The 21,967-nt window shown below is 36.8% G+C and carries 22 protein-coding genes; 14 read left to right on the top strand and 8 right to left on the bottom strand.

Going from position 1 to position 21,967, the window contains the following annotated elements:
• Positions 1–46 precede the first annotated feature (46 nt).
• A complete protein-coding gene (locus Q2U82_RS13205) occupies positions 47–1,219 on the top strand; it encodes a proline dehydrogenase family protein (protein WP_410005326.1) in 1,173 nt (390 codons plus the stop codon).
• A 58-nt stretch (positions 1,220–1,277) separates the two neighbouring features.
• Here the strand turns inward: Q2U82_RS13205 and Q2U82_RS13200 are convergent, their stop codons facing one another.
• From Q2U82_RS13200 to Q2U82_RS13170, 7 genes are all read right to left on the bottom strand, one after another.
• On the bottom strand, positions 1,278–1,658 hold the full coding sequence (locus tag Q2U82_RS13200) for a hypothetical protein (RefSeq protein ID WP_410005325.1): 381 nt from the start codon (positions 1,656–1,658) through the stop codon (positions 1,278–1,280).
• A 47-nt stretch (positions 1,659–1,705) separates the two neighbouring features.
• The gene (locus tag Q2U82_RS13195; RefSeq protein ID WP_410005324.1) at positions 1,706–2,905 is read right to left on the bottom strand and encodes an alanine dehydrogenase; all 1,200 of its coding nucleotides are present in this window, start codon (positions 2,903–2,905) and stop codon (positions 1,706–1,708) included.
• A 59-nt stretch (positions 2,906–2,964) separates the two neighbouring features.
• Positions 2,965–3,159, bottom strand: a complete 195-nt coding sequence (locus Q2U82_RS13190) for a hypothetical protein (protein ID WP_410005323.1) — start codon at positions 3,157–3,159, stop codon at positions 2,965–2,967.
• 280 nt (positions 3,160–3,439) lie between these two features.
• Positions 3,440–3,580 (bottom strand): hypothetical protein, encoded by a 141-nt coding sequence (locus Q2U82_RS13185; protein ID WP_410005322.1) that lies wholly within the window; start codon positions 3,578–3,580, stop codon positions 3,440–3,442.
• Between the two features lie 390 nt (positions 3,581–3,970).
• Positions 3,971–4,483, bottom strand: coding sequence for a hypothetical protein (locus tag Q2U82_RS13180; RefSeq protein WP_410005321.1), 513 nt, complete (start codon positions 4,481–4,483; stop codon positions 3,971–3,973).
• A 264-nt stretch (positions 4,484–4,747) separates the two neighbouring features.
• A complete protein-coding gene (gene tsaE / locus Q2U82_RS13175) occupies positions 4,748–5,161 on the bottom strand; it encodes a tRNA (adenosine(37)-N6)-threonylcarbamoyltransferase complex ATPase subunit type 1 TsaE (RefSeq protein ID WP_410005320.1) in 414 nt (137 codons plus the stop codon).
• A gap of 87 nt (positions 5,162–5,248) precedes the next feature.
• Entirely contained in the window at positions 5,249–6,799 is a 1,551-nt protein-coding gene (locus Q2U82_RS13170; protein ID WP_410005319.1) for a response regulator, read from the bottom strand.
• Between the two features lie 191 nt (positions 6,800–6,990).
• Between Q2U82_RS13170 and Q2U82_RS13165 the strand changes: the two genes are divergently transcribed.
• The 13 genes from Q2U82_RS13165 to Q2U82_RS13105 all read left to right on the top strand — a co-directional run bounded on the left by Q2U82_RS13165 (position 6,991) and on the right by Q2U82_RS13105 (position 20,204).
• Positions 6,991–8,235 carry an HD domain-containing protein gene (locus Q2U82_RS13165; protein ID WP_410005318.1) on the top strand — a complete coding sequence of 415 codons (1,245 nt, stop codon included), beginning with the start codon at positions 6,991–6,993 and terminating at the stop codon, positions 8,233–8,235.
• 120 nt (positions 8,236–8,355) lie between these two features.
• Positions 8,356–9,381, top strand: coding sequence for a UDP-3-O-(3-hydroxymyristoyl)glucosamine N-acyltransferase (gene lpxD, locus Q2U82_RS13160; protein WP_410005317.1), 1,026 nt, complete (start codon positions 8,356–8,358; stop codon positions 9,379–9,381).
• The gene (locus Q2U82_RS13155; protein WP_410005316.1) at positions 9,374–10,780 is read left to right on the top strand and encodes a bifunctional UDP-3-O-[3-hydroxymyristoyl] N-acetylglucosamine deacetylase/3-hydroxyacyl-ACP dehydratase; all 1,407 of its coding nucleotides are present in this window, start codon (positions 9,374–9,376) and stop codon (positions 10,778–10,780) included. Before lpxD ends, Q2U82_RS13155 begins: the two co-directional genes overlap by 8 nt.
• 89 nt (positions 10,781–10,869) lie before the next feature.
• A complete protein-coding gene (gene lpxA, locus Q2U82_RS13150; RefSeq protein ID WP_410005315.1) occupies positions 10,870–11,655 on the top strand; it encodes an acyl-ACP--UDP-N-acetylglucosamine O-acyltransferase in 786 nt (261 codons plus the stop codon).
• Between the two features lie 23 nt (positions 11,656–11,678).
• Positions 11,679–12,245 carry an elongation factor P gene (gene efp, locus Q2U82_RS13145; RefSeq protein ID WP_410005314.1) on the top strand — a complete coding sequence of 189 codons (567 nt, stop codon included), beginning with the start codon at positions 11,679–11,681 and terminating at the stop codon, positions 12,243–12,245.
• A 52-nt stretch (positions 12,246–12,297) separates the two neighbouring features.
• The gene (locus tag Q2U82_RS13140; RefSeq protein ID WP_410005313.1) at positions 12,298–13,236 is read left to right on the top strand and encodes a UDP-3-O-(3-hydroxymyristoyl)glucosamine N-acyltransferase; all 939 of its coding nucleotides are present in this window, start codon (positions 12,298–12,300) and stop codon (positions 13,234–13,236) included.
• Positions 13,233–13,646, top strand: a complete 414-nt coding sequence (locus tag Q2U82_RS13135) for a nuclear transport factor 2 family protein (RefSeq protein ID WP_410005312.1) — start codon at positions 13,233–13,235, stop codon at positions 13,644–13,646. Before Q2U82_RS13140 ends, Q2U82_RS13135 begins: the two co-directional genes overlap by 4 nt.
• A gap of 110 nt (positions 13,647–13,756) precedes the next feature.
• Positions 13,757–14,629: a succinate--CoA ligase subunit alpha gene (gene sucD, locus Q2U82_RS13130; RefSeq protein WP_068760054.1), complete on the top strand. Its 873-nt coding sequence runs from the start codon at positions 13,757–13,759 to the stop codon at positions 14,627–14,629.
• Positions 14,630–14,786: 157 nt separating this feature from the next.
• Positions 14,787–15,533, top strand: a complete 747-nt coding sequence (gene fabG / locus Q2U82_RS13125) for a 3-oxoacyl-[acyl-carrier-protein] reductase (protein WP_410005311.1) — start codon at positions 14,787–14,789, stop codon at positions 15,531–15,533.
• Positions 15,534–15,633: 100 nt separating this feature from the next.
• Entirely contained in the window at positions 15,634–17,667 is a 2,034-nt protein-coding gene (locus tag Q2U82_RS13120) for a vWA domain-containing protein (protein WP_410005310.1), read from the top strand.
• A gap of 25 nt (positions 17,668–17,692) precedes the next feature.
• Positions 17,693–18,508 (top strand): prohibitin family protein, encoded by an 816-nt coding sequence (locus tag Q2U82_RS13115; protein WP_410005309.1) that lies wholly within the window; start codon positions 17,693–17,695, stop codon positions 18,506–18,508.
• Positions 18,509–18,813: 305 nt separating this feature from the next.
• The gene (locus Q2U82_RS13110; RefSeq protein WP_410005308.1) at positions 18,814–19,428 is read left to right on the top strand and encodes a DUF4386 domain-containing protein; all 615 of its coding nucleotides are present in this window, start codon (positions 18,814–18,816) and stop codon (positions 19,426–19,428) included.
• Between the two features lie 14 nt (positions 19,429–19,442).
• The gene (locus tag Q2U82_RS13105) at positions 19,443–20,204 is read left to right on the top strand and encodes a DUF6090 family protein (RefSeq protein ID WP_410005307.1); all 762 of its coding nucleotides are present in this window, start codon (positions 19,443–19,445) and stop codon (positions 20,202–20,204) included.
• Between the two features lie 16 nt (positions 20,205–20,220).
• Here Q2U82_RS13105 and Q2U82_RS13100 read toward each other — a convergent pair whose 3' ends face one another.
• Entirely contained in the window at positions 20,221–21,948 is a 1,728-nt protein-coding gene (locus Q2U82_RS13100; RefSeq protein WP_410005306.1) for a sodium:solute symporter family protein, read from the bottom strand.
• Between the last annotated feature and the right edge of the window lie 19 nt (positions 21,949–21,967).

Below are 21,967 nucleotides of genomic sequence, written 5' to 3'. Positions count from 1 at the left end.
AAAGTTCAAATCTAACTATATTTGCACACTTTATTTTACTTTTTGTATGACATCAAACACCATCTTCGATAATACTGAAACTGCATTTCAGTTGAAAAGCGATTCCGAGCTGGAACGCGCATACTTTCTTTTCAAAATGATTTCCATGGAACCATTGGTAAAAATAGGTTCAGCAGTTACAAAATTTGCCTTGAATGTGAATCTTCCCGTTGAAGGACTTATACGTTCTACAGTATTTGACCATTTTTGTGGTGGCGTAAATGAAACAGATTGTATGACTACAGTGGAAAAGCTTTTTGATGTAGGGGTTTCTTCAGTATTGGATTTTTCTGTTGAAGGAAAAGAGGAAGATGCACAATTTGAAGCCACTGCAAATAAAGTGATTGAGCTTACCAAACTTTCCAAAAACATGGAATCGATGCCGTTCTCAGTCTTTAAGCCCACAGGATTTGGAAGATTTAAAGTTTGGCAAAAAATCACCGAAAATGAGCCGCTGACCGATGCTGAAAAGGTGTATTGGCAAAATATTGAAAATAGGTATGATAGGGTTTCAAAAGTAGCTCATGATTGCGGCATTCGACTTCTAATTGATGCTGAGGAATCCTGGATGCAAGACGCTGCAGACGAACTTTGTGAAACTATGATGGAAAAGTACAATCAAGAAAGACCTATTGTATTTAACACTTTACAATGCTATCGTTGGGATCGATTGGAATATTTAAAAAATCTGCACCAAAAGGCGAAAACCAAGGGATATAAACTTGGGTTTAAAATTGTTCGGGGCGCTTATTTGGAAAAGGAAAATGAGCGAGCCATTGAAAAAGGATATAAATCCCCAATTTGCGAAAGCAAAAAAGCCACTGATGATAACTTCAACGAGATATTGAAATATATTTTGAACAACCTTAATGATATTGAATTGTTTGTAGGGACTCATAATGAATCCAGTACATATTTGGCAATGGACATCATGACTGAAAAAGGGATTTCTAAAAGTGATGATCGGGTTTGGTTTGGACAACTTTTCGGAATGAGCGATCACATTTCATTCAACCTTGGAGCGATAGGGTACAATGTGGCGAAATACATTCCTTTTGGCCCCGTGAAAGATGTGATGCCTTATTTAATACGTCGCGCAGAAGAAAATACTTCGGTTGCTGGACAAACTAGTCGAGAGCTAACACTTCTGAAAAAAGAGAAGGAGCGAAGAAAACTTTGATAAAGTGAAGTAAATGAGGCCTATAAGAAATTAAATCCTGAAAATCAAATCAATAGTTTTATTGATTTTGAATTATGTTTGCTTCGGTTACTGTAGCCAGGCTATCGCAATTTTCAATTCTAATTTTTAAATTTTTTTCTGCAATTTTTCCTTCAACAACATATTGTTTGCAGGAATCTAGCCTGGTGTTGCTTTCAGAGAACACAACATCCCCGTCTTCCAATAATGTTGAAATTGCTGAAGTATCCATTTGGTTTTCACGTAGAACAATTAAGGTTTTTTCAGAAAATGCACGTTCTTTCAGCCTGATGTTTTTAAGTGTTCTTGCATCCATGCCATAGGCACATGATGTCTTTTTTCCGCTTAGAATAAAAAAGAGTAGAGCTATTCCAATTATAAAACCACCTGAAAAATAGGCCAATCTGTATGCTAACTTCATTATTTGGGTTTGGGATTTAGTTAAATAGAAGGTTGACTTGCAAACACTTAAAAAATCAATAAATTAAGGTCGCTATAAGGCATATCAAACCAATCCGCGACTGCTTTATTGGTTAAAATTCCGCGGTAAAAGTACAAACCATTTTTTAAACCGTTATCAAAACGGATAGCATTTTCCAAGCCGCCGCTTTCCGCAATTTCCAAAATATAGGGCGTGAAGATATTGCTTATTGAAATTGAAGCGGTTTTTGGGTAACGCGCGGGAATATTGGGCACACCATAATGTATCACGTCGTGTTTAATGAATGTTGGGTTGTCGTGGCTAGTCATTTCAGTGGTTTCAAAACAGCCGCCCATATCTACGCAAACATCTATTATTACGGCACCTTTCTTCATGTTCCGCACCATTTCTTCAGTTACGATTATGGGTGCTCTGTTTTGCCCACGAACTGCGCCAATTGCAACATCACAACGCAAAAGGGCTTTCATCAAATTTTTAGGTTGTACTGTAGAAGTATATAGAATACGATTAACATTCGTTTGAATTGTTCTTAATTTGGTTATGGAGCTATCAAAAACTTTTACGTTGGCACCCAACCCAAGAGCGGATCGAACTGCAAATTCGCCTACCGTACCTGCACCAATTACAACAACTTCAATAGGAGGGACGCCACTTATGTTTCCAAAAAGCAGACCATTTCCTTTTTTTGCATTGACCATTAACTCTGCTGCAATCAATACAGAAGCCGTTCCGGCAATTTCACTTAAAGCCTTGACCGCGGGATAACTGTGGTCTTCATCTTTAATAAACTCAAAAGCAAGGGCGGTAATTTTCTTTTTTGAGAGTACATCAAAGTAGGATTTTTGTCGGGTTTTTAATTGAAGTGCGGAAATGAGTACCGATTTTGGCTTAATAATTTCCAGTTCCTCCAGCGTGGGCGGCTCTACTTTTAGAACTATTGGACAGCCAAATACTTTTTTTGTGTCTTCTGTTAATTGTGCTCCGGCTTCTGAGTAGTCTTTGTCTGAAAACCCTGCTTCATTTCCAGCTCCTTTTTCAATCAAAACCCTGTGGCCATTACTAACAATAGCATTAACCGCATCTGGAGTAAGGCAAATTCGCTTTTCCTGGAAATAGGTTTCTTTTGGAATACCTATATATAGCTCTCCTTTTTGCTTTGATATTTCAAGGGTTTCTTCTTGAGGAAGCAATTGTGCAATCGTGAATGGTGATTTTGGATTTGGCATAGTTTATACTTGACTCTATCAATTTACGGAATAATTTTCATATTCACTCAAGTTAAAAATTACCGAAATAAATCTTTTAATTGATCCCAAAAAGATCTTTTTTGAAGAAGTTCTTCTTCAAATGATTTCAAATCATCTGATCTCATTTGGCTAAAAAGTTTGGCGCGAATTAAATAAACAAAAGGAACCAACACCATCATAATGGGGATTACGTATATTATTTCAACTTCATCAGCGTTTAAATTTTGTTTCAAAATATTGAAAAGCTGAAAAATATACATTGAAAGCGGAACCAATATAATCCAGTGCCACCAATGTTTACAAGTGAAAAACCATATAAGCAATAGAATCACAGGAATTACTTTTCCTGTTAAAAACCAAGCGTACTGATTTAAATTTGGGTACTTGGTAGTGAAGGTAAAAAATGAAGTTTCCCAGACCGCGGTATCGGCTGGGAAACTTTCATATGCATAATAAATAAAAGGGGTGCAAGCTATTATAAAAACAACAATTCCTCCCTGTATAAGACTTTTTCTATCCGGCTGGCGGAACTTTAACCGTTCTGACGTCGATTTGTTGTGGGGTTTGTTCATCTTGGATTCCTTCTGGGGTGCAAGAAGCAAATAATCCTGCGGCAAAAATTGCGGCTACGATAATAAGTTTTAGGTTTTTCATAATAGTAAGTTTTTGTGAGGTTAATATGGGTCAAACTTACAATCAAAAAACTTAAACGTAATAATTAAGTTTATGGTATCTTTACAGGTTATTCTGCAATAAAATGCTTTGAAATGCATTTTAATCTTTAAATCGGTGTTAAAACTTTAACACTTCAAATAACGCTGCAATAATATTTTTTATTTCACTGGCAATTCTTGGTTGGTTTGCTTCAGGTCTTTTTTATTTTTTTATAGGTTTAGTTTTGAGGTTCTTTATTAATACTTTCAATGGTAATTTATGATAGAATATCCTTTTTTGATAATAGGCTGTAAATATTTAGGGATAAATCACAAAATTAACAAAGGTCTAAGGTACGTATTAAATTTGATATTGAATACAGCGGGCGAATCAAAAAAGATCTTTGATCTGCTGCCAAATACTTTTCTTGGCACCTAAATCTTCTTCAAAACTTTTTAAATCTTTGCCCACCAATTTGTTTGCAAGTTTGGCTTTAATAAGATAAACCAATGGAATGATTACTAGCATGATAGGGAAAAGCCACCAGATTTCAACTTCGTCCACAAAGCTAGCGTCGTCATTAATAACACTGAAAAGTTGAAATGCAAACATTCCTATGGGTATCAAAATAACATGATACCACCAATGTTTACAAGTTATAAACCAAATGATGAGTAAAAACAACGGCACGAACTTCCCCATCATTGTCCATACGGACACATATACCATCTTGTACCAATTTGAATGATATGTAAATAAAAAAGTTTCCCAAGTCTGTTCTTTTGGGAAACTTTCATATGAATAAAATATATAGGGCGAAGCCGCTATTATAAGAGCTATTATACTACCCGTTACGAGGTACGATGATGTCCGCTTTGTTGATTTGTTGGGGTGTTTGTTCATCCTGAATGCTTTCTGGGGTGCAAGAAGCAAAGGTTCCTAATGAAAAAATTGCTGCGATAAATAAGTACTTTACAGTTTTCATAATAAATAGTTTTGTGAGGTTAATAATACCCCAAACCTAATGCGAAAAATGAAAAGTATTTTAATTATTATTATTATATATTTATAAATTTTTTCATAAAAAAATCCCTGCTCTATAATTTTTGCGATTTGGGGCAAACGATTAAGAATGAAATTTATAAATGGGTATGTCTCGCTGCAATTTTATTTCACTGACGTTAATTTTAAGGTTCTACTTCCGTTACTGTTTTTCATAATATATATGCTATTCGCATTTTCTGGCAACAATTCGTTTATCTTTTCTGGCCATTCTATAAAAATATAATTTCCACTGAAAAAATAATCTTCCAGTCCAATATCATAAGCTTCCTCTATTTTTGAAATTCTATAAAAATCAAAGTGATATATAACACTATCCTTAGCTTCATATTCATTAACAATTGAAAATGAAGGACTGCCTGATAGTTCCAGAACCCCGAGTTGTTTAACAATTTCCTTAATGAGTGTGGTTTTACCTACCCCCATTTCCCCATAAAGTAGGAATATATTTGATGCTGATGCTGTCAGGATATGTTCAGCAACTTCGGAAATTTCGTTTTGGGTATATGTGATTTCCATTTCAAAAACGGAACGAATATAAAAAATATATCAATTAAATCAGCATGGATTGATAATTGTATTAAAATAATAAAGCAGTTTAAAAACCTACCTAGGTGTTAATACTGAAAAAGGAATTATCATTTCTTCCAATGAAACTCCGCCATGTTGATAGGTGTTTCTGTAGTAACTCACGTAATGGTTATAATTGTTGGGGTATGCAAAGAAATAATCACCCTTGGCAAAAATAAAAGAACTGCTCATGTTTATAGTAGGCAAACAGATTGATTTTGGGTCTTTTGCAGCCAAAACCTCTTTGTCTTCATAAGTTAAGCTCTTTCCGGTTTTATAACGAAGATTAAGACTGGTGTTTTTATCGCCAATTACTTTTGAAGGATTTTTTACATTTATAGTTCCATGGTCTGTAGTGATTATAAGCTTAAAGCCCAATCGCGCCGCTTGTTGTATAATTTCCAATAAAGGTGAATTTTTAAACCAGCTTTGCGTTAATGATCGGTATGATTTATCGGTAGATGCTAATTCCTTGATAACCTCCATTTCGGTTTTAGAGTGGGATAGCATATCTACAAAATTATAGACCACAACAGTTAAATCCTCGTCTTTATGGCTTCTGAAGTTTTCTACAAGTTTTTTTCCTTGTTTTAAGCTGGATATTTTGTGATAGCTCCAGTTTAAACTAAGCCCCAAGCGCTTTAATTGAGCTGCCAAAAACTCTTCTTCTTTCATGTTCTTCCCACCATCTTCAGTATCATTTAACCAAAGATCTGGGTGTAATTTTTCCATATCACTTGGCATTAACCCTGAAAAAATAGCATTTCGCGCATACTGTGTAGCCGTAGGCAAAATACTGCAGAAAAGATCTTCACTGGTTTTTTTGTAAATATTTGCAATAGTCGGCTCAAAAGCTTTCCATTGATCAAATCTTAAATTGTCCACGACCACCAATAGTGTTGGAGTTCCTTGCTGCAGTTGCGGTTGTATTTTTTCTTTAAATAAAGTATGGGACATGGTGGGTGCATCACTTGGATCTGCAAACCATTTTGGATAGTTCTTGTCAATAAATTTACAAAACTGGCTGTTAGCTTCTGTTTTTTGCGATTCTAAAATTTCAAACATTCCGGAATCTTCAATATTTTCCAGTTCCAATTCCCAATAAATCAATTTCTGATAAAGGTCTTTCCATTCCTCAAAACTATTTACCATAGAAAGATCCATCGCTATCTTTCTAAATTCCTGCTGATAGTTTGAAGTGGTTTTTTCTGAAACCAATCTGCTGTGGTCCAAATTCTTTTTTAAACTCAGAAGAATTTGGTTAGGGTTTACGGGCTTTATAAGGTAATCTGCAATTTTTGAACCTATTGCTTCTTCCATAATATATTCCTCTTCGCTTTTAGTAATCATCACCACGGGAATGGAAGCTTGCTGCTCCTTTATTTCGGCAAGTGTTTCCAACCCAGAAAGTCCCGGCATGTTTTCATCTAAAAAAACAATATCAAAAGTTTCCTTTTTAATTTCTTCAAGGGCATCAGTACCGCTCTGCGCTGTTGTTACTTTGTAGTTTTTGTTTTCAAGGAAGAGAATGTGTGGTTTAAGTAAATCTATTTCGTCATCTACCCATAGTACTTTTATGTCGCTCATATATGTATATTTGTCTTCATACTCCAAGGCTTTGGCCTTTACTGAAATTCTTTCGTTGTGAAAGAGACTAGCGTTGGAGCATTATTAAATTTTATTTGTGAATAATTCTCGTTTCTTTTGAGGAATTTCCTTCAAAAATAGCTCTGAATTGTTTCAAAAAGCCACTGATGCTATTAATTTAAAGTTAAAGTTTGAAAACCCTTCCAAAGCTTAAAATAATTAACGATCCCATCTATGGTTTTATTACCATACCGAATAAGCTGATTTTTGATTTAATGGAGCATAAATATTTTCAAAGGCTTCGTCGAATTTCACAAATGGGCTTTTCCTATATCGTTTATCCAGGTGCTCACCACACGCGTTTTCACCATGCACTGGGAGCTATGTTTTTAATGCAAAAAGCCGTGCAAGTTCTTCTATCAAAGGGGGTTGAAGTTTCAGAAAAGGAAGAAGAAGCACTCTATGTAGCCATTCTTTTGCACGATATTGGGCATGGTCCTTTCTCTCATGCAATGGAAAACAGTATTGTTGAAAACATAAGCCACGAACAAATTTCACTGCTTTTTATGGAGGCTTTGAATCGAAAGTTTAACAAGCAATTAACGCTTGCAATTCAGATATTCAAGGATGAACACCCTCGGAAATTTCTCCACCAATTAGTTTCAGGACAGTTGGATATGGATCGGTTGGATTATCTAAAACGAGATAGTTTTTACACTGGAGTGCCAGAAGGTACCGTAAACGCTCAGCGCCTAATAGCAATGCTGAACATAAAGGATGATAAATTAGTGGTAGAAGAGAAGGGTATTTATTCAGTAGAAAATTTTCTTGTTGCACGACGCTTGATGTACTGGCAGGTTTATCTTCACAAAACAGGTATTGTGGCCGAGCAGTTATTGGTTAGAGTATTGAAACGCGCCAAACAGCTTTCTGCTCAAGGAGTTGTTTTGCCGGCAAGTATCAGTTTAAAGTTTTTCCTAAACAATAATATAAACTCAAATGATTTTTCAGATGAAGTGCTTGATACCTTTTCAAAATTAGATGATTATGATATAATTTCAGCAATGAAAATGTGGGTTGGCAGCGATGATTTTGTTTTAAAGAACCTTTCCAAGATGCTTCTGAATAGAGATTTATTAAAAGTAAAAGTGAAATCAAAACCATTTTCAATTCAAAAAATAAAGGAAAAACGAAAGAATCTTATTGAAAAGTTTAATATTTCAGAAGAAGAGGCATCCTTCTTTGTTTTCTATGGAAAACTGGAAAATCAGGCCTACAGTATGGAAAAAGACACCATCAATTTACTGAAGAAAAACGGAAAGATTATAGACGTAGCAAAGGCAAGCGACCAGCTTAATTTGGAAGCGCTGTCAAAATCTGTGGTAAAATACTATATGTGCTATCCAAAAAACAATACCCACAGCTATCGAGGCTAAATCCTTTTTTTCTATTTTTGCAAGAATGAAAATTAATTACCAATATCCAATTCATTTTAAAAACCCTATTTTGCGGTTGCTCTTTTTATGCAATTCGGTTAAAGAAAACCAATACATCTAATGAAATTTACAGCGGCCCAAATAGCAGGAATATTAAATGGTATCGTAGATGGTGATGAAAACATAGCAGTTTCAAAACTTGCAAAAATTGAAGAAGGGAGCAAAGGGAGCTTGACCTTTTTGGCCAATCCAAAATACACACATTATATTTATTCAACCCAAGCTTCAATTACTATTGTTAACAATGACTTTGTAGCTACTGGTGAATTATCTACTACTTTGATACGCGTAGAGAATGCTTACAAAGCCTTTTCACAATTATTGGAATATTACAACCAAGTGAAAATGAACAAGACTGGGATTGAAAGCCCTGTTTTTATTTCAGAAAGTGCCAAATATGGTGAGAATTTATATTTAGGCGCTTTTTCATATATAGGTGAAAATGTAAAAATTGGTGATAATGTCAAGATTTATCCCAATGTATATATCGGTGATAACGTAAAAGTTGGAAATAATACGACATTGTTCACTGGTGCTAAAATCTATTCCGAGACAATAATTGGCGCATCTTGTGTCATTAACAGCGGTGTTGTTATTGGTGCTGATGGTTTTGGATTCACACCGAATGAAAAAGGCGAATACAACAAAGTGCCACAAACTGGTAATGTAATTTTGGAGGACAATGTAGATGTTGGTCCGGGAACTACTATAGATAGAGCAACTTTAGGTTCTACACTTATTAAAAAAGGTGTAAAACTGGACAATCAAATCCAGATAGCGCATAATGTTACAATTGGTGAAAACACTGTGATTGCAGCACAAACTGGCGTTGCTGGTTCTACCAAAATAGGAAAAAATTGTATCATTGGTGGCCAAGTAGGTATTGCTGGCCATATTGTTATTGGCGATAATGTGAAAATACAGGCCCAAAGCGGGATTGGAAGAAATGTAAAAGATAACGAAACCCTGCAAGGCTCTCCAGCGCTAGCTTACGGCGATTTTAATAAAAGTTATGTATATTTTAAAAACCTTCCCAAAATAATGGAAAGGTTCAATATAGTTGAAAAAAAGCTCGATAATGAATGAAAGTGTGGTAAAACAGCGCACCATTAGTAAGGAAATTTCTCTTACAGGAGTGGGATTGCATACCGGCAAAGAAGTTACAATAACTTTTAAACCTGCACCAGAAAATCATGGATATACATTCGTGAGAATAGATTTGGAGGGACATCCTGTGATAGAGGCAGATGCCAATTATGTAGTGAACACCCAGCGCGGTACAAATCTTGAAAAACGTGGGGTTAAAATTCAAACCTCGGAACATGTGCTTGCAGCCCTGGTTGGCCTAGAAGTAGATAATTGCATCATGGAACTCAATGCTTCGGAACCACCAATAATGGACGGCTCCTCAAAGTTTTTTGTGGAAGCTGTTGAAAAGGCTGGGTTAGTGGAGCAAGATGCCCCAAGAGAGGAATATATTGTAAAGGAAGTAATTTCATATTTAGACGAAGAAACTGGAAGTGAAATAATAGTGATGCCTTCAGACGAATACCAAATTACCACAATGGTTGACTTTGGAACAAAAGTTTTAGGCACACAAAATGCTTCTCTTAAACACATCTCGGAATTTAAGAATGAAATTGCAAATGCAAGAACTTTCAGCTTTCTTCACGAAATTGAAATGCTCCTTGAGAATGGCTTAATAAAAGGCGGCGATCTGAATAATGCTATAGTTTATGTAGATAAAGAGCTTTCCGCAAGCACTATGGACAAACTTCGTACAGCTTTCGGAAAGGATACCATCTCCGTAAAACCAAACGGAATATTGGACAATCTTACTTTGCATTATCCAAATGAAGCCGCAAGACATAAATTACTGGATGTAATTGGTGATTTAGCTTTAGTGGGCACTCGCATTCGCGGAAAGGTGATTGCCAACAAACCTGGTCATCACGTAAACACCCAATTTGCGAAAAAACTATCAAAAGTTATAAAGCTTGAAGCCCGAAATAACATTCCAAAATTTGATATTAACCAACCGCCCGTTAAGGACATTAACCAAATAATGGCGATGCTTCCACACAGGCCGCCATTCTTGTTGGTCGATAAAATTATGGAAATGACCGAGACCAGTGTAGTAGGGCTAAAAAACGTAACAATGAACGAGCCGTTCTTTGTTGGTCACTTTCCGGGAGCACCAGTAATGCCAGGGGTTTTGATAGTAGAGGCAATGGCGCAAACAGGAGGAATTCTAGCATTGAGCACTGTTCCGGACCCTGAAAATTATCTCACATTCTTTATGAAAATAAACAATGTGAAATTCAAGCAACAAGTAAATCCAGGTGACACCTTAATTTTTGTTTTAGAATTAATATCGCCAATCCGCCGTGGAATTGTTCATATGCAGGGAAATGCATATGCTAATGGTAAATTAGTAACTGAAGCAGAACTAATGGCCCAAATGGTAAAAACAAAAAATTTATAAATGAACCTATCGTTTGTGAAAATCTGTTTTGAAATGAATATGGTAATTTGCGAACACATTTCACCTATAAAAAATAATAAAAAAGAGAAATGAACCAACCACTTGCATACGTCCATCCGGGCGCAAAAATTGCCAAAAACGTAGTGATTGAGCCCTTTACTACTATTCATAATAACGTCGTGATTGGCGAAGGTACTTGGATAGGTAGCAATGTAACCATTATGGAAGGCGCACGAATCGGTAAAAACTGCAATATTTTTCCTGGGGCTGTAATTTCAGGAATTCCGCAGGATCTTAAATTTAAAGATGAAGAAACTACTGTGGAAATTGGTGATGGCACTACAATACGTGAATATGTTACAATAAATAGAGGAACAGTTGACCGCGGAAAAACCGTAGTGGGCAAAAACTGCTGGATTATGGCCTATTGCCACATTGCACATGACTGTATTGTTGGTGATAACTGTATTTTTTCAAACAACAGTACCCTTGCCGGGCATGTAACTGTTGGTGATCATGTAGTTTTGGCAGGGATGACTGCTGTGCATCAATTCTGTATGATTGGTAATCACGCTTTTGTAACTGGAGGATCTCTTGTTCGTAAAGACGTTCCGCCTTACGTAAAAGGGGCTCGCGAACCACTTAGTTATGTGGGAATTAATTCTATTGGATTAAGGAGAAGAGGTTTTACTCCACAAAAAATCACGGAAATACAGAATATTTACAGACTGTTGTACCAAAAAAACTATAACACATCCCAAGCTTCCGAAATTATAGAGGCTGAAATGGAGGCCACTCCAGAACGGGACGAAATACTGCAATTCATAAAAAATTCCAAGCGTGGAATAATGAAAGGCTACTTCAATTCAAATTAAAAATTAAACCATAAAACCATATAATGGCAACATCATCAGATATTAGAAAAGGACTTTGTATCCGCTATAACAATGACATTTATAAAATTATTGAATTTCTTCACGTAAAACCTGGAAAAGGCCCGGCTTTTGTTCGCACCAAATTGAGAAGCGTTACTACCGGAAAAGTAATTGACAATACTTTTTCCGCAGGTCATAAAATTGACGATGTACGCGTTGAAACCCATAAATTTCAATACCTCTACAATGAAGGAGATACGTACCATTTTATGAATACTGACGATTATTCGCAAATTAGATTAATGAAAGATATTCTGGATACGCCAGAATTGATGAAGGAAGGTGAAATTGTTACAGTTTTAATCAATACAGAAGACAGCGCCCCACTTTCAGTTGAAATGCCGGCCCACGTAATTTTGGAAGTAACTTCAACCGAACCAGGTGTTAAAGGAAACACAGCCACAAACGCAACAAAACCTGCCATAGTTGAAACTGGCGCTGAAATTAACGTACCTCTTTTCATTAACGAAGGCGATAAAATTAGGATTGATACTGAAAAAGGTCAGTATCAGGAAAGAATGAAAGAATAATTAGAAAAATATTCTATTAGTATAACAATCCAGTAATCTAATAACCTATAATTTGAAATTTCCAATTCCCCAAACTCTAGAAAATATAGCTGTCATAATCGGTTCAGATTATGTGGGCGAAGCCAATTTTCCAGTTTTTGGAATGAATGAGATTCACGTAGTTCAGCCTGGAGATATTGTCTTTGTTGATCACCCAAAGTATTATGACAAAGCTCTGCAATCTCAGGCAACTGTAATTCTTATCAATAAAAAAGTAGAGTGCCCTGTTGGGAAGGCATTGTTGATTTCAGACGATCCTTTCCGAGATTTTAATAAGCTTACCCATTATTTTAAACCTTTCAAAAGTTCCAATAGTGCGGTTTCAAGTTCTGCAGAAATAGGCGAGGGCACAATCATTCAACCCAATGTTTTTGTTGGAAACAATGTGAAAATTGGTCATAATTGTGTTATCCATTCAAACGTTTGTATTTATGATAATACGAAAATTGGCAACAACGTAACTATTCACGCCGGAACGGTTTTGGGAAGTGATGCTTTTTATTATAAAAATCGTCCTGAAAAATTCGATAAACTTTTAAGCGGTGGAAACGTAGTGATTGAAGATAATGTTGACCTTGGTGCACTTTGCACTATTGACAAAGGTGTAACAGCTTCAACTACCATTGGGGAAGGTTCAAAACTGGACAATCAGGTTCACGTAGGCCACGATACCGTTATAGGTAAACGTTGTTTGATAGCCTCACAAGTGGGGATTGCGGGTTGTGTTTTGATAGAAGATTTTGTTACTATTTGGGGGCAAGTTGGAATCACCAGCGGAATCACTATTGGTGAAAAAGCCGTGATTTCGGCACAAAGCGGCGTAAGTAAATCGTTGCCTGGCTATAAATCATATTTTGGCACGCCTGCAGATGAATTCAGAAAAAAATACAAGGAATTGGCTTCTATTAAACTTATTCCAGACATTATTGAAAAATTGGACAAATTGCCATGAGTAATACAGCAAAGAAAATAGTAAGAGACTTTTATCGGTCAGACATTTTAAGAGATGAAACCGTTATGGAGCGTTTCTTTCATCCAGATTTAGTGCTAATTTGGAACAGCGCCAACGGGCTTTCAATTATGCATTATGATGATATTGTAAGCTTTTTTGGGGAAGTAAGAAGATCTTATAACGATCTAAGAATAGAGGTAAGCCACCTTTTGGCTGATGATAATCATGTGACTATTCGCTATAAGTATTACATCCGCACTATGGAAAATCCAGATGAAGAGCTTGGAATAGCTCATTTCATTGCTATTTGGGAAGTTAAGGATGATAAACTTTACAGAGGTTATCAAGTGAGCCAGCCTGTGACCGATAAGGATGATACAAACGAAAGCTATCACAGAGTTAAGGTTTAATATCTTTTAAACCGTAAACAAAAGCCGTATCTTTGCGGCGTTTGTAAAAAAATCCAGTAGCGATTTTGCTTCAATGATAAATAAATATAATCAATAGAAAATACTTAAAAATGAGCGTTTTAGTAAATAAAAATTCAAAAATAATAGTTCAAGGTTTCACAGGGAGTGAAGGTACTTTTCACGCCGAACAAATGATTGAATACGGAACCAATGTAGTAGGAGGGGTAACCCCAGGAAAAGGTGGGCAAAAACATCTTGACAAGCCAGTTTTCAATACGGTTTCAGAAGCTGTTGAAAAAACGGGTGCCGATACAACTATTATTTTCGTTCCACCAGCATTTGCTGCAGACGCTATTATGGAAGCTGCAGATGCAGGTATTAAAGTGATTATAACTATTACGGAAGGAATTCCGGTAAAAGATATGATTACCGCTTCAGATTATATAAAAGATAGAGACTGTCGTTTAATCGGCCCAAACTGTCCAGGAGTTATCACTCCGGGCGAAGCGAAAGTTGGTATTATGCCTGGTTTCGTTTTCAAAAAAGGAACAGTAGGTATTGTTTCAAAATCAGGAACACTTACTTATGAAGCGGCTGATCAAGTAGTAAAACAAGGTTTAGGCATTACGACGGCTATTGGGATTGGTGGTGATCCAATCATCGGAACTACAACAAAAGAAGCTTTGGAAATGCTTATCAATGATAAAGACAGTGAAGCTGTAGTAATGATTGGTGAAATTGGCGGTCAACTTGAAATAGACGCGGCCAACTGGTATAAAAACAGCGGAATCAAAAAACCCGTAATCGGTTTTATCGCTGGTGAAACTGCGCCTGCAGGCCGTACGATGGGCCACGCCGGTGCGATTGTTGGTGGAAGTGATGACACTGCCCAAGCAAAGAAAAAAGTAATGCGCGAATGTGGTATTCACGTTGTGGATTCTCCAGCTGAAATTGGAAAGAAAGTAAAAGAAGTATTGGGTTAATTCTTCTGAAATTATATATAAAAAGCTCTGTGAAATTCACAGAGCTTTTTTTATGGAGAACCCGCAACCTTTTGTTATATTTGACCTATAAGACAAACCTACAGTGTTTTCTATACTTTGTAGGTTTTTATCAACCACCAAAACACTAGTTTAGCTTATGAAATTATTGGAAGGAAAAACAGCAATCATCACCGGCGGAAGCCGAGGAATTGGAAAAGGAATCGTTGAAGCATTTGCCCAACACGGTGCCAACGTAGCTTTTACGTATAGCTCATCCGCTGAAGCTGCAAATGCATTGGCAGATGAAGTTTCAAAATCGGGAGTAAAAACAAAGGCCTATAAGAGCGATGCCGCTTCCTATGACGAATCCCAAAAATTGGCTGAAGAAGTTTTGAAAGATTTCGGAAGTATTGACATTCTTGTGAATAACGCAGGAATTACAAAAGACAATCTCTTGATGCGCATTTCTGAAGAAGATTTTGATAAGGTTATTGAAGTAAATTTGAAGTCAGTTTTCAACATGACAAAAGCTGTGCAACGCGCTATGTTGAAGCAACGCAAAGGTTCCATCATAAATATGAGTTCAGTAGTTGGAGTTAAAGGAAATGCTGGACAGACAAATTATGCAGCTTCAAAAGCGGGGATAATTGGTTTTACAAAATCCGTGGCATTGGAATTGGGTTCCCGCGACATTCGCTGCAACGCCATTGCTCCCGGTTTTATCGAAACCGAAATGACAGGAAAGCTAGATGAAGCCACCGTTCAAGGCTGGCGCGATGCCATTCCGTTAAAGCGCGGCGGTTCTCCTGAAGATATTGCAAATGCCTGTGTTTTCTTAGCAAGCGACCTATCTGCATACATTACTGGACAAGTGCTGAACGTTGATGGCGGAATGTTGACTTAGTTATTGGTTGATAGTTGATAGTTAATAGTTGGAAAAACATACTGACTTCATCATTTATAAACTTCTAAACTCATCGACTCTAAACTTTTAAACTTTTTAATTGACTACAGAAACCATACTTTATATAATCATCGCCGGAGTAGTATCCATTGCTCTGGCGGTTTTTATGTATGGCTATAAGTCGAAACAAACTGGTTCATTGCGATGGATTTTTGGAATACTGCGCTTTATTACACTTTTCTCAATTCTGCTTTTGATTATAAACCCAAAATTCAAAAGTGAAACTTATACTATTGAAAAGCCCAAACTTCCTGTATTAATTGACAATTCATCATCAATAGGGGAATTGAACCAAAAAGAAAATACATCACAACTTCTTCAAAAATTAAAGGAAAACAGTGAGCTTAATGACAAATTTGATGTTTCCTATTATTCCTTCGGAAATGATTTCCGTGAAAGCGATTCCCTTTCTTTTGAAGAAAAAAACACAAATATTTCCAAAGCACTCACTTCGGCTAACGAACTTTTTAAAAACCAAACTGCGCCCACTATTCTTATAACAGATGGAAACCAAACCCTGGGCAATGATTATGAATTTTCTTCAGCAACGTTTAAAAACCCAATCTACCCAGTTATTCTGGGAGATTCCACAAAATATACCGACTTAAAGATTGAGCAGCTTAACACAAACCGGTATGCCTTCCTAAAAAACCAGTTTCCTGTTGAAGTCATTTTAACGTATAGCGGGACAAGCCCCGTAAATTCTGAGTTTGTGGTTTCGCAAGGTGCTGCAACTGTTTACAGAACAAATGTTTCCTTTTCTGAAAACGAGACTTCAAAAACGCTCAATCTCACATTAAATGCATCAAGCGTTGGACTTCAAAAATACACAGCTCAAATACTTCCACTTTCGGATGAAAAAAATAGAACCAACAACAGCAAACAGTTCGCTGTTGAAGTTATAGATCAAGCCACAAATGTGTTGGTAGTCAGTAAAATTACCCATCCAGATTTGGGCGCGCTAAAAAAGTCAATTACCACCAACGAACGGCGAACCGTAACTTTTAAAAAACCTGCGGAAGCGATAAGTATTCTAAATGATTATCAACTTGTAATCCTTTATCAACCGGACAGAAGTTTTGCTTCGGTTTTTTCAGAAATTGAAAAGTTGAATAAAAATACTTGGGTAATTTCGGGACTGCAAACGGATTGGTATTTTTTAAACGGAGCGCAAGATAATTTTAATAAGGAAGCCTCCAATCAAAGTGACGATGTGCAGGCTTCGCTCAATACTAATTACGGAACTTTTGCCGTGGATGACATCGGCTTCAACAATTTTCCGCCCTTGCATACTGAGTTTGGCGCATTGACAATTAGTGTTCCAAATGAAGTAATGCTAGGCCAAACGGTGAGTGGTATAGCCAATGGAAATCCTTTGCTTGCTACCATGGAAATAAACGGAAAACGCGATGCAATTTGGGATGGCGAAGGTTTTTGGCGCTGGCGTGCCCGCAGTTTTTTGGAAACTGAAAGCTTCCAAAGTTTTGATGATTTTATTGGTAATCTTGTTCAGTATTTAGCTTCAAACAAACGCCGAAGCAGACTGGAAGTGTCTTCGGAAACGTTTTACTATAACAATAATTCAATAAAAATTTCTGCCCAGTATTTTGATAAAAATTATGTTTTCGACAATCGCGCCTCGTTGAATATTTCAGTAAAAAAAGCTGAAACTGAAAAGCAAACTGTTTTTCCAATGCTTTTGAGAAACAATTATTACGAAGTGGATTTAAACAGTCTTCCCGCTGGAGAATATAATTTTACGGTTTCCGTTGCAAACGAAGCGGTTTCCAGCAGTGGAAATTTTAGTATTTTGGATTTTAATGTGGAGCAGCAATTTCTTAATGCCGATGTTTCAAAACTTCGCCGTGTAGCCAAAAACACAAATGGAAAAGCTTATTTTGCAACACAGTCCAATTCTTTAATTCAATCATTGGTTGAAAATACTAACTTCCAAAACATCGAGAAAAGCGAGCAAAAAGTGGTACCTTTGATCGATTGGAAATATCTTCTCGCAATTATCGTTCTTGCCCTCGCTGCGGAATGGTTTATCAGAAAATATAACGGACTTATCTAGAATTTAATCAATAAAAACATATACAATGGAAAAATTACCCAAACTCACTATACCCGTAATTGTAGGGGTTATTCTGCTTATTATTTTAGTGGCAAAATCTTCAGTAACTATTAGCTCTGGACACGCCGGGGTTCTTTACCAAACCTTCGGCAATGGGGTGGTTACAGACGAACCGCCTTTGGGCGAAGGATTTCACATAATCGCTCCTTGGAACAAAGTTTTTGTTTACGAAGTACGCCAGCAGGAATTAAGTGAAAAAATGCAAGTACTGTCCTCAAACGGACTTGAAATAAAACTTGATGCTTCTGCTTGGTACCAGCCTGTTCCCAAAGATGTAGCAAAACTTCATCAAGAAAAAGGGGAAGATTATTTGCAGCGTGTCATTCAGCCAGCAATCCGTAGTGCCGCTCGTAGTGTTGTTGGTCGTTATACCCCAGAACAGCTGTATTCTACCAAGCGCGACGCGATTCAAGAAGAAATTTTTGAGGAAACCAAAAAGATTTTGGACAAGCAATACGTTCAATTAAACGAAATTTTAGTGCGCGATGTAACCCTGCCGCCCACAATTAAGGACGCTATTGAACGTAAACTTCGTCAAGAACAGGAATCTTTGGAATATGAATTCCGTTTGGAAAAAGCTACCAAAGAAGCACAAAAAGTTAGAATTGAAGCCCAAGGAAAAGCGGATGCGAACGCTATTTTAAGTGCTTCCTTAACAGATAAAATCCTTCAGGATAAAGGAATTGACGCTACTTTAGAACTTGCGAAATCCCAAAATGCCAAAGTTGTGGTAGTGGGCTCTGGTGATAGCGGTTTACCCTTGATTTTGGGAAATAACTAACCCTGCTTTCAGGTCGAGACTCTTTTATTTTACCTATAGTAAGAACTACAATTTATTTAAAAAACCTTCCCGAGCGGAAGGTTTTTTTATGAGTTTATAATTCTTTTTTTGAGATACATTTTATACTTATAAAACCATGACAATAAGATAATCAACCTTTCGCGATTACTGTTGATTTACACAAATCCATTGATTTTGAGCATTTTATTTTCTTTTCTTAAATTTGAAAGCTATCAATTAAAGAACTGATAGAAAGCTATCGTATGCTACCTTCTATTGGTCTATTTTAAATTAAAGACTGTAAAATGAATTTGAGACAATTATCCATAATCGCCGGAATTAGTTATTTGGTAATCTTTTTTGCCGCAATATTCGCCAACTTTTTTGTTTTGGAATCCTTGCTTGCCGCTCCGCTTGAAACAGTTCAGCAAAACAATTTAATGGTGCGCTTTGGAATCCTGGCATTTCTAGTGGCAGCGGTTTTTGATGTTGTCGTGGCGTGGGCGCTTTTCGAAATGTACAAAAAGCATGCTTTTTCAAACCTAAGCACATATTTCAGAATAATGCATGCTGCCATAATGGGGGTTGCCACCTTTGCACTCATTCTTGCACTGAAATCAACAACTTCTACAGAAATACTTGATTATGTAGAGGTTTTCAACATTCTATGGTTAATTGGGCTGTTTTTCTTTGGGATACATTTAATTCTCCTTGGAAGAATAATCAAAAAACCAACTATCATTATGTTTTTTATAATCCTTGCAGGAGCGATGTATCTGCTTGATACCGCCGCCCATTTTTTATTGGCCAATTATAACGAATACAGTTCCATCTTTTTGGCGCTCGTGGCTATTCCAAGTGTAATAGGCGAGATGTCTTTTTCGGTTTGGCTTTTGGTTAAAGGAGGTAAAATGCGTTAAAATGGTTTAAAAAAATGCTGAGATTTTTTAGAAAAATTAGACAGAATTTACTCGCTGAAAATAAGTTTACAAAATATCTTTTTTACGCTTTGGGTGAAATTATCTTGGTTGTAATCGGCATCTTGATTGCCCTTGCCATCAACAACGCCAACCAAAAAAGATTGACCGAAAAAAACGAAGAAACCTATTTAATAGGATTAAAGGAAGAATTTCAAACCAGTAAATTGAAATTAAAGGAATTAATTGCAGTCAACCAAAGCAATTACACTGGGGCAAAACAAATATTGAAATATACAAACGCCAATGCTATGCCGCCTTCGGAAGACCTGTTCTCAAAAGTGTTGTATTCTACATTTTCTACAGATATAGCTTTTAATCCCAACAACTCCCTTTTGCAGGAAATGATCAATTCCGGAAATTTAAAAAACCTTTCCAACCCCGAATTGAGAATACAGTTGACCAATTGGGTTTCAACTATTGAAGATATTCGAAGACAGGAGGAAGAGCTTGGCATTCAGCGCATAAAAGTACTAGATATGTTTCGCACAAATAACTATAGTCTGCGCACCATTTTTGAAAAGGCCGGAGTGTCTGAGTCCCTTGGTTTGCCTAACACTGAAATCACAGAAAGCAACCTAAGTTTATTGGATTCAAAGGAATTTGAAAATAACGTATTGATGTTTATTATTACCAGTTACGCAACCGAAGAAGTCCATTATCGTCCCTTAATGCAAGATTTGGATAAAATTCTAAAGTTGATTGACATAAAAAAATAATACGCTCCTAAAACTCTTAATCTGTCCTCTGAAACGATTTTATAATCACCAACCCACAAATAACAGCAACGGCAGTTAATCCAAAGGCCAAGATAGTATTGCTATAAATAAAGTTTCCAATGGCAAACAAAGAGCAATAAACACCTACAACGCCAGCAAAGAACCCGAGGATTTTCATTCCAAAACCTTTAAACTTGGATTCATTTCCAAAAATTAAACTGTTGAAACTATTTAATGTTTCGGTATTTGAAGGTTGTGTCATTAAAGTTACAAGCACCCATACAATTGTAGTTATTGCAACGCTCAATACCAATTGCCAATGGCCTGCCATTTCAATCATTGGGGTTTCCATTTTCCCGTTTACAAAGAAAAACGCAGCGATTATAAATGAAATTAGCATTGCTGCAATTTCGCTATAGGGGTTTATTCGGCTCCAAAACCAACGTAGAATAAAAAGCAAACCTGTTCCCGCTCCAATTGAAAGCAACAAATTAAAACCATCACGCGCTTCTTCTAAAAAAAACGCCAATAAGCCAGCAAAAAGCATCATTACAACCGTAGAAATTCTACCAACGGCAACCTGTTCCTTCCCAGTCGCTTCTTTCCGAAGAAAACGCACGTAAAAATCGTTGACCACATAAGAACTTCCCCAATTCAAATGTGTAGAAATGGTACTCATAAAAGCAGCAATGAGCGATGTAATTACAATTCCCAACAATCCCGCTGGTAAAAATGTGAGCATCGCAGGATAAGACAAATCGTTTTTAACAAAGGCAGGATTCAAATTTGGAAAGGCAGCTTGCAAACTTTCCAGATTCGGAAAAATAATAATAGATGCCAACCCAATAATAATCCACGGCCACGGACGAAGTGCATAATGTGCAAAGTTGAAGAATAGCGTTGCCCAAGTTGCGTGTTTTTCATCTTTTGCAGCGAGCATTCTCTGTGCAATATAGCCGCCACCGCCAGGTTCAGCTCCTGGATACCAAACACTCCACCATTGCACCGCAAGCGGAATTATAAGTAATGGGATCAATAACTCAGGTTTTGAAAAATCTGGAAGCATCGCAGTTTTAGCAGCAACGGCAGGAGTAGAGAGTAGGTTTTCAATTCCTCCAATTTCTGGCATATTTACAATGAAAATTGTTGCCCAAATACTTCCGACCATCGCAATTATAAATTGTACAAAATCCGTCAGCAAAACCCCTTTCAATCCACCAAAAGCCGAATAAATAACGACTACAGGAGAAGCAATCAATAATACTTCAATAGAAGAAAGCCCAAACATTACATGACCAATTTTAATTGCGGCCAAGCAAACATTTGCCATAATTACAATGTTGAAGAAAACGCCAAGATATATGGCTCGAAATCCTCTTAAGAAAGCAGCGCTTTTTCCGCTGTAGCGCAATTCATAGAACTCTAAATCTGTTGTTATTCCGCTTCTGCGCCACAGTTTGGCGTAGAAAAAAACGGTTAACATTCCAGTTAAAAGAAAACTCCACCAAATCCAGTTTCCAAAAACACCGTCTTCACGGATTACACCAGCGACAAAATTGGGCGTATCGGCCGCAAAGGTTGTGGCAACCATACTAACCCCAAGCAACCACCACGGCATGTTTCTATCAGATAGGAAAAAGGATTTTGAATCTTTCCCAGACTTTTTTGCAACTACTAATCCAATGATGATAAAAACGATAAAAAAGGAAATGATAATTACCCAATCGATGGTGCTTAATTGCATAGTATTGATTTTTGGTTTA

The organism is Aequorivita nionensis (assembly GCF_046352995.1).
GTDB classification, from domain to species: domain Bacteria; phylum Bacteroidota; class Bacteroidia; order Flavobacteriales; family Flavobacteriaceae; genus Aequorivita; species Aequorivita nionensis.
This window is presented reverse-complemented; position numbering and strand designations above follow the sequence as displayed.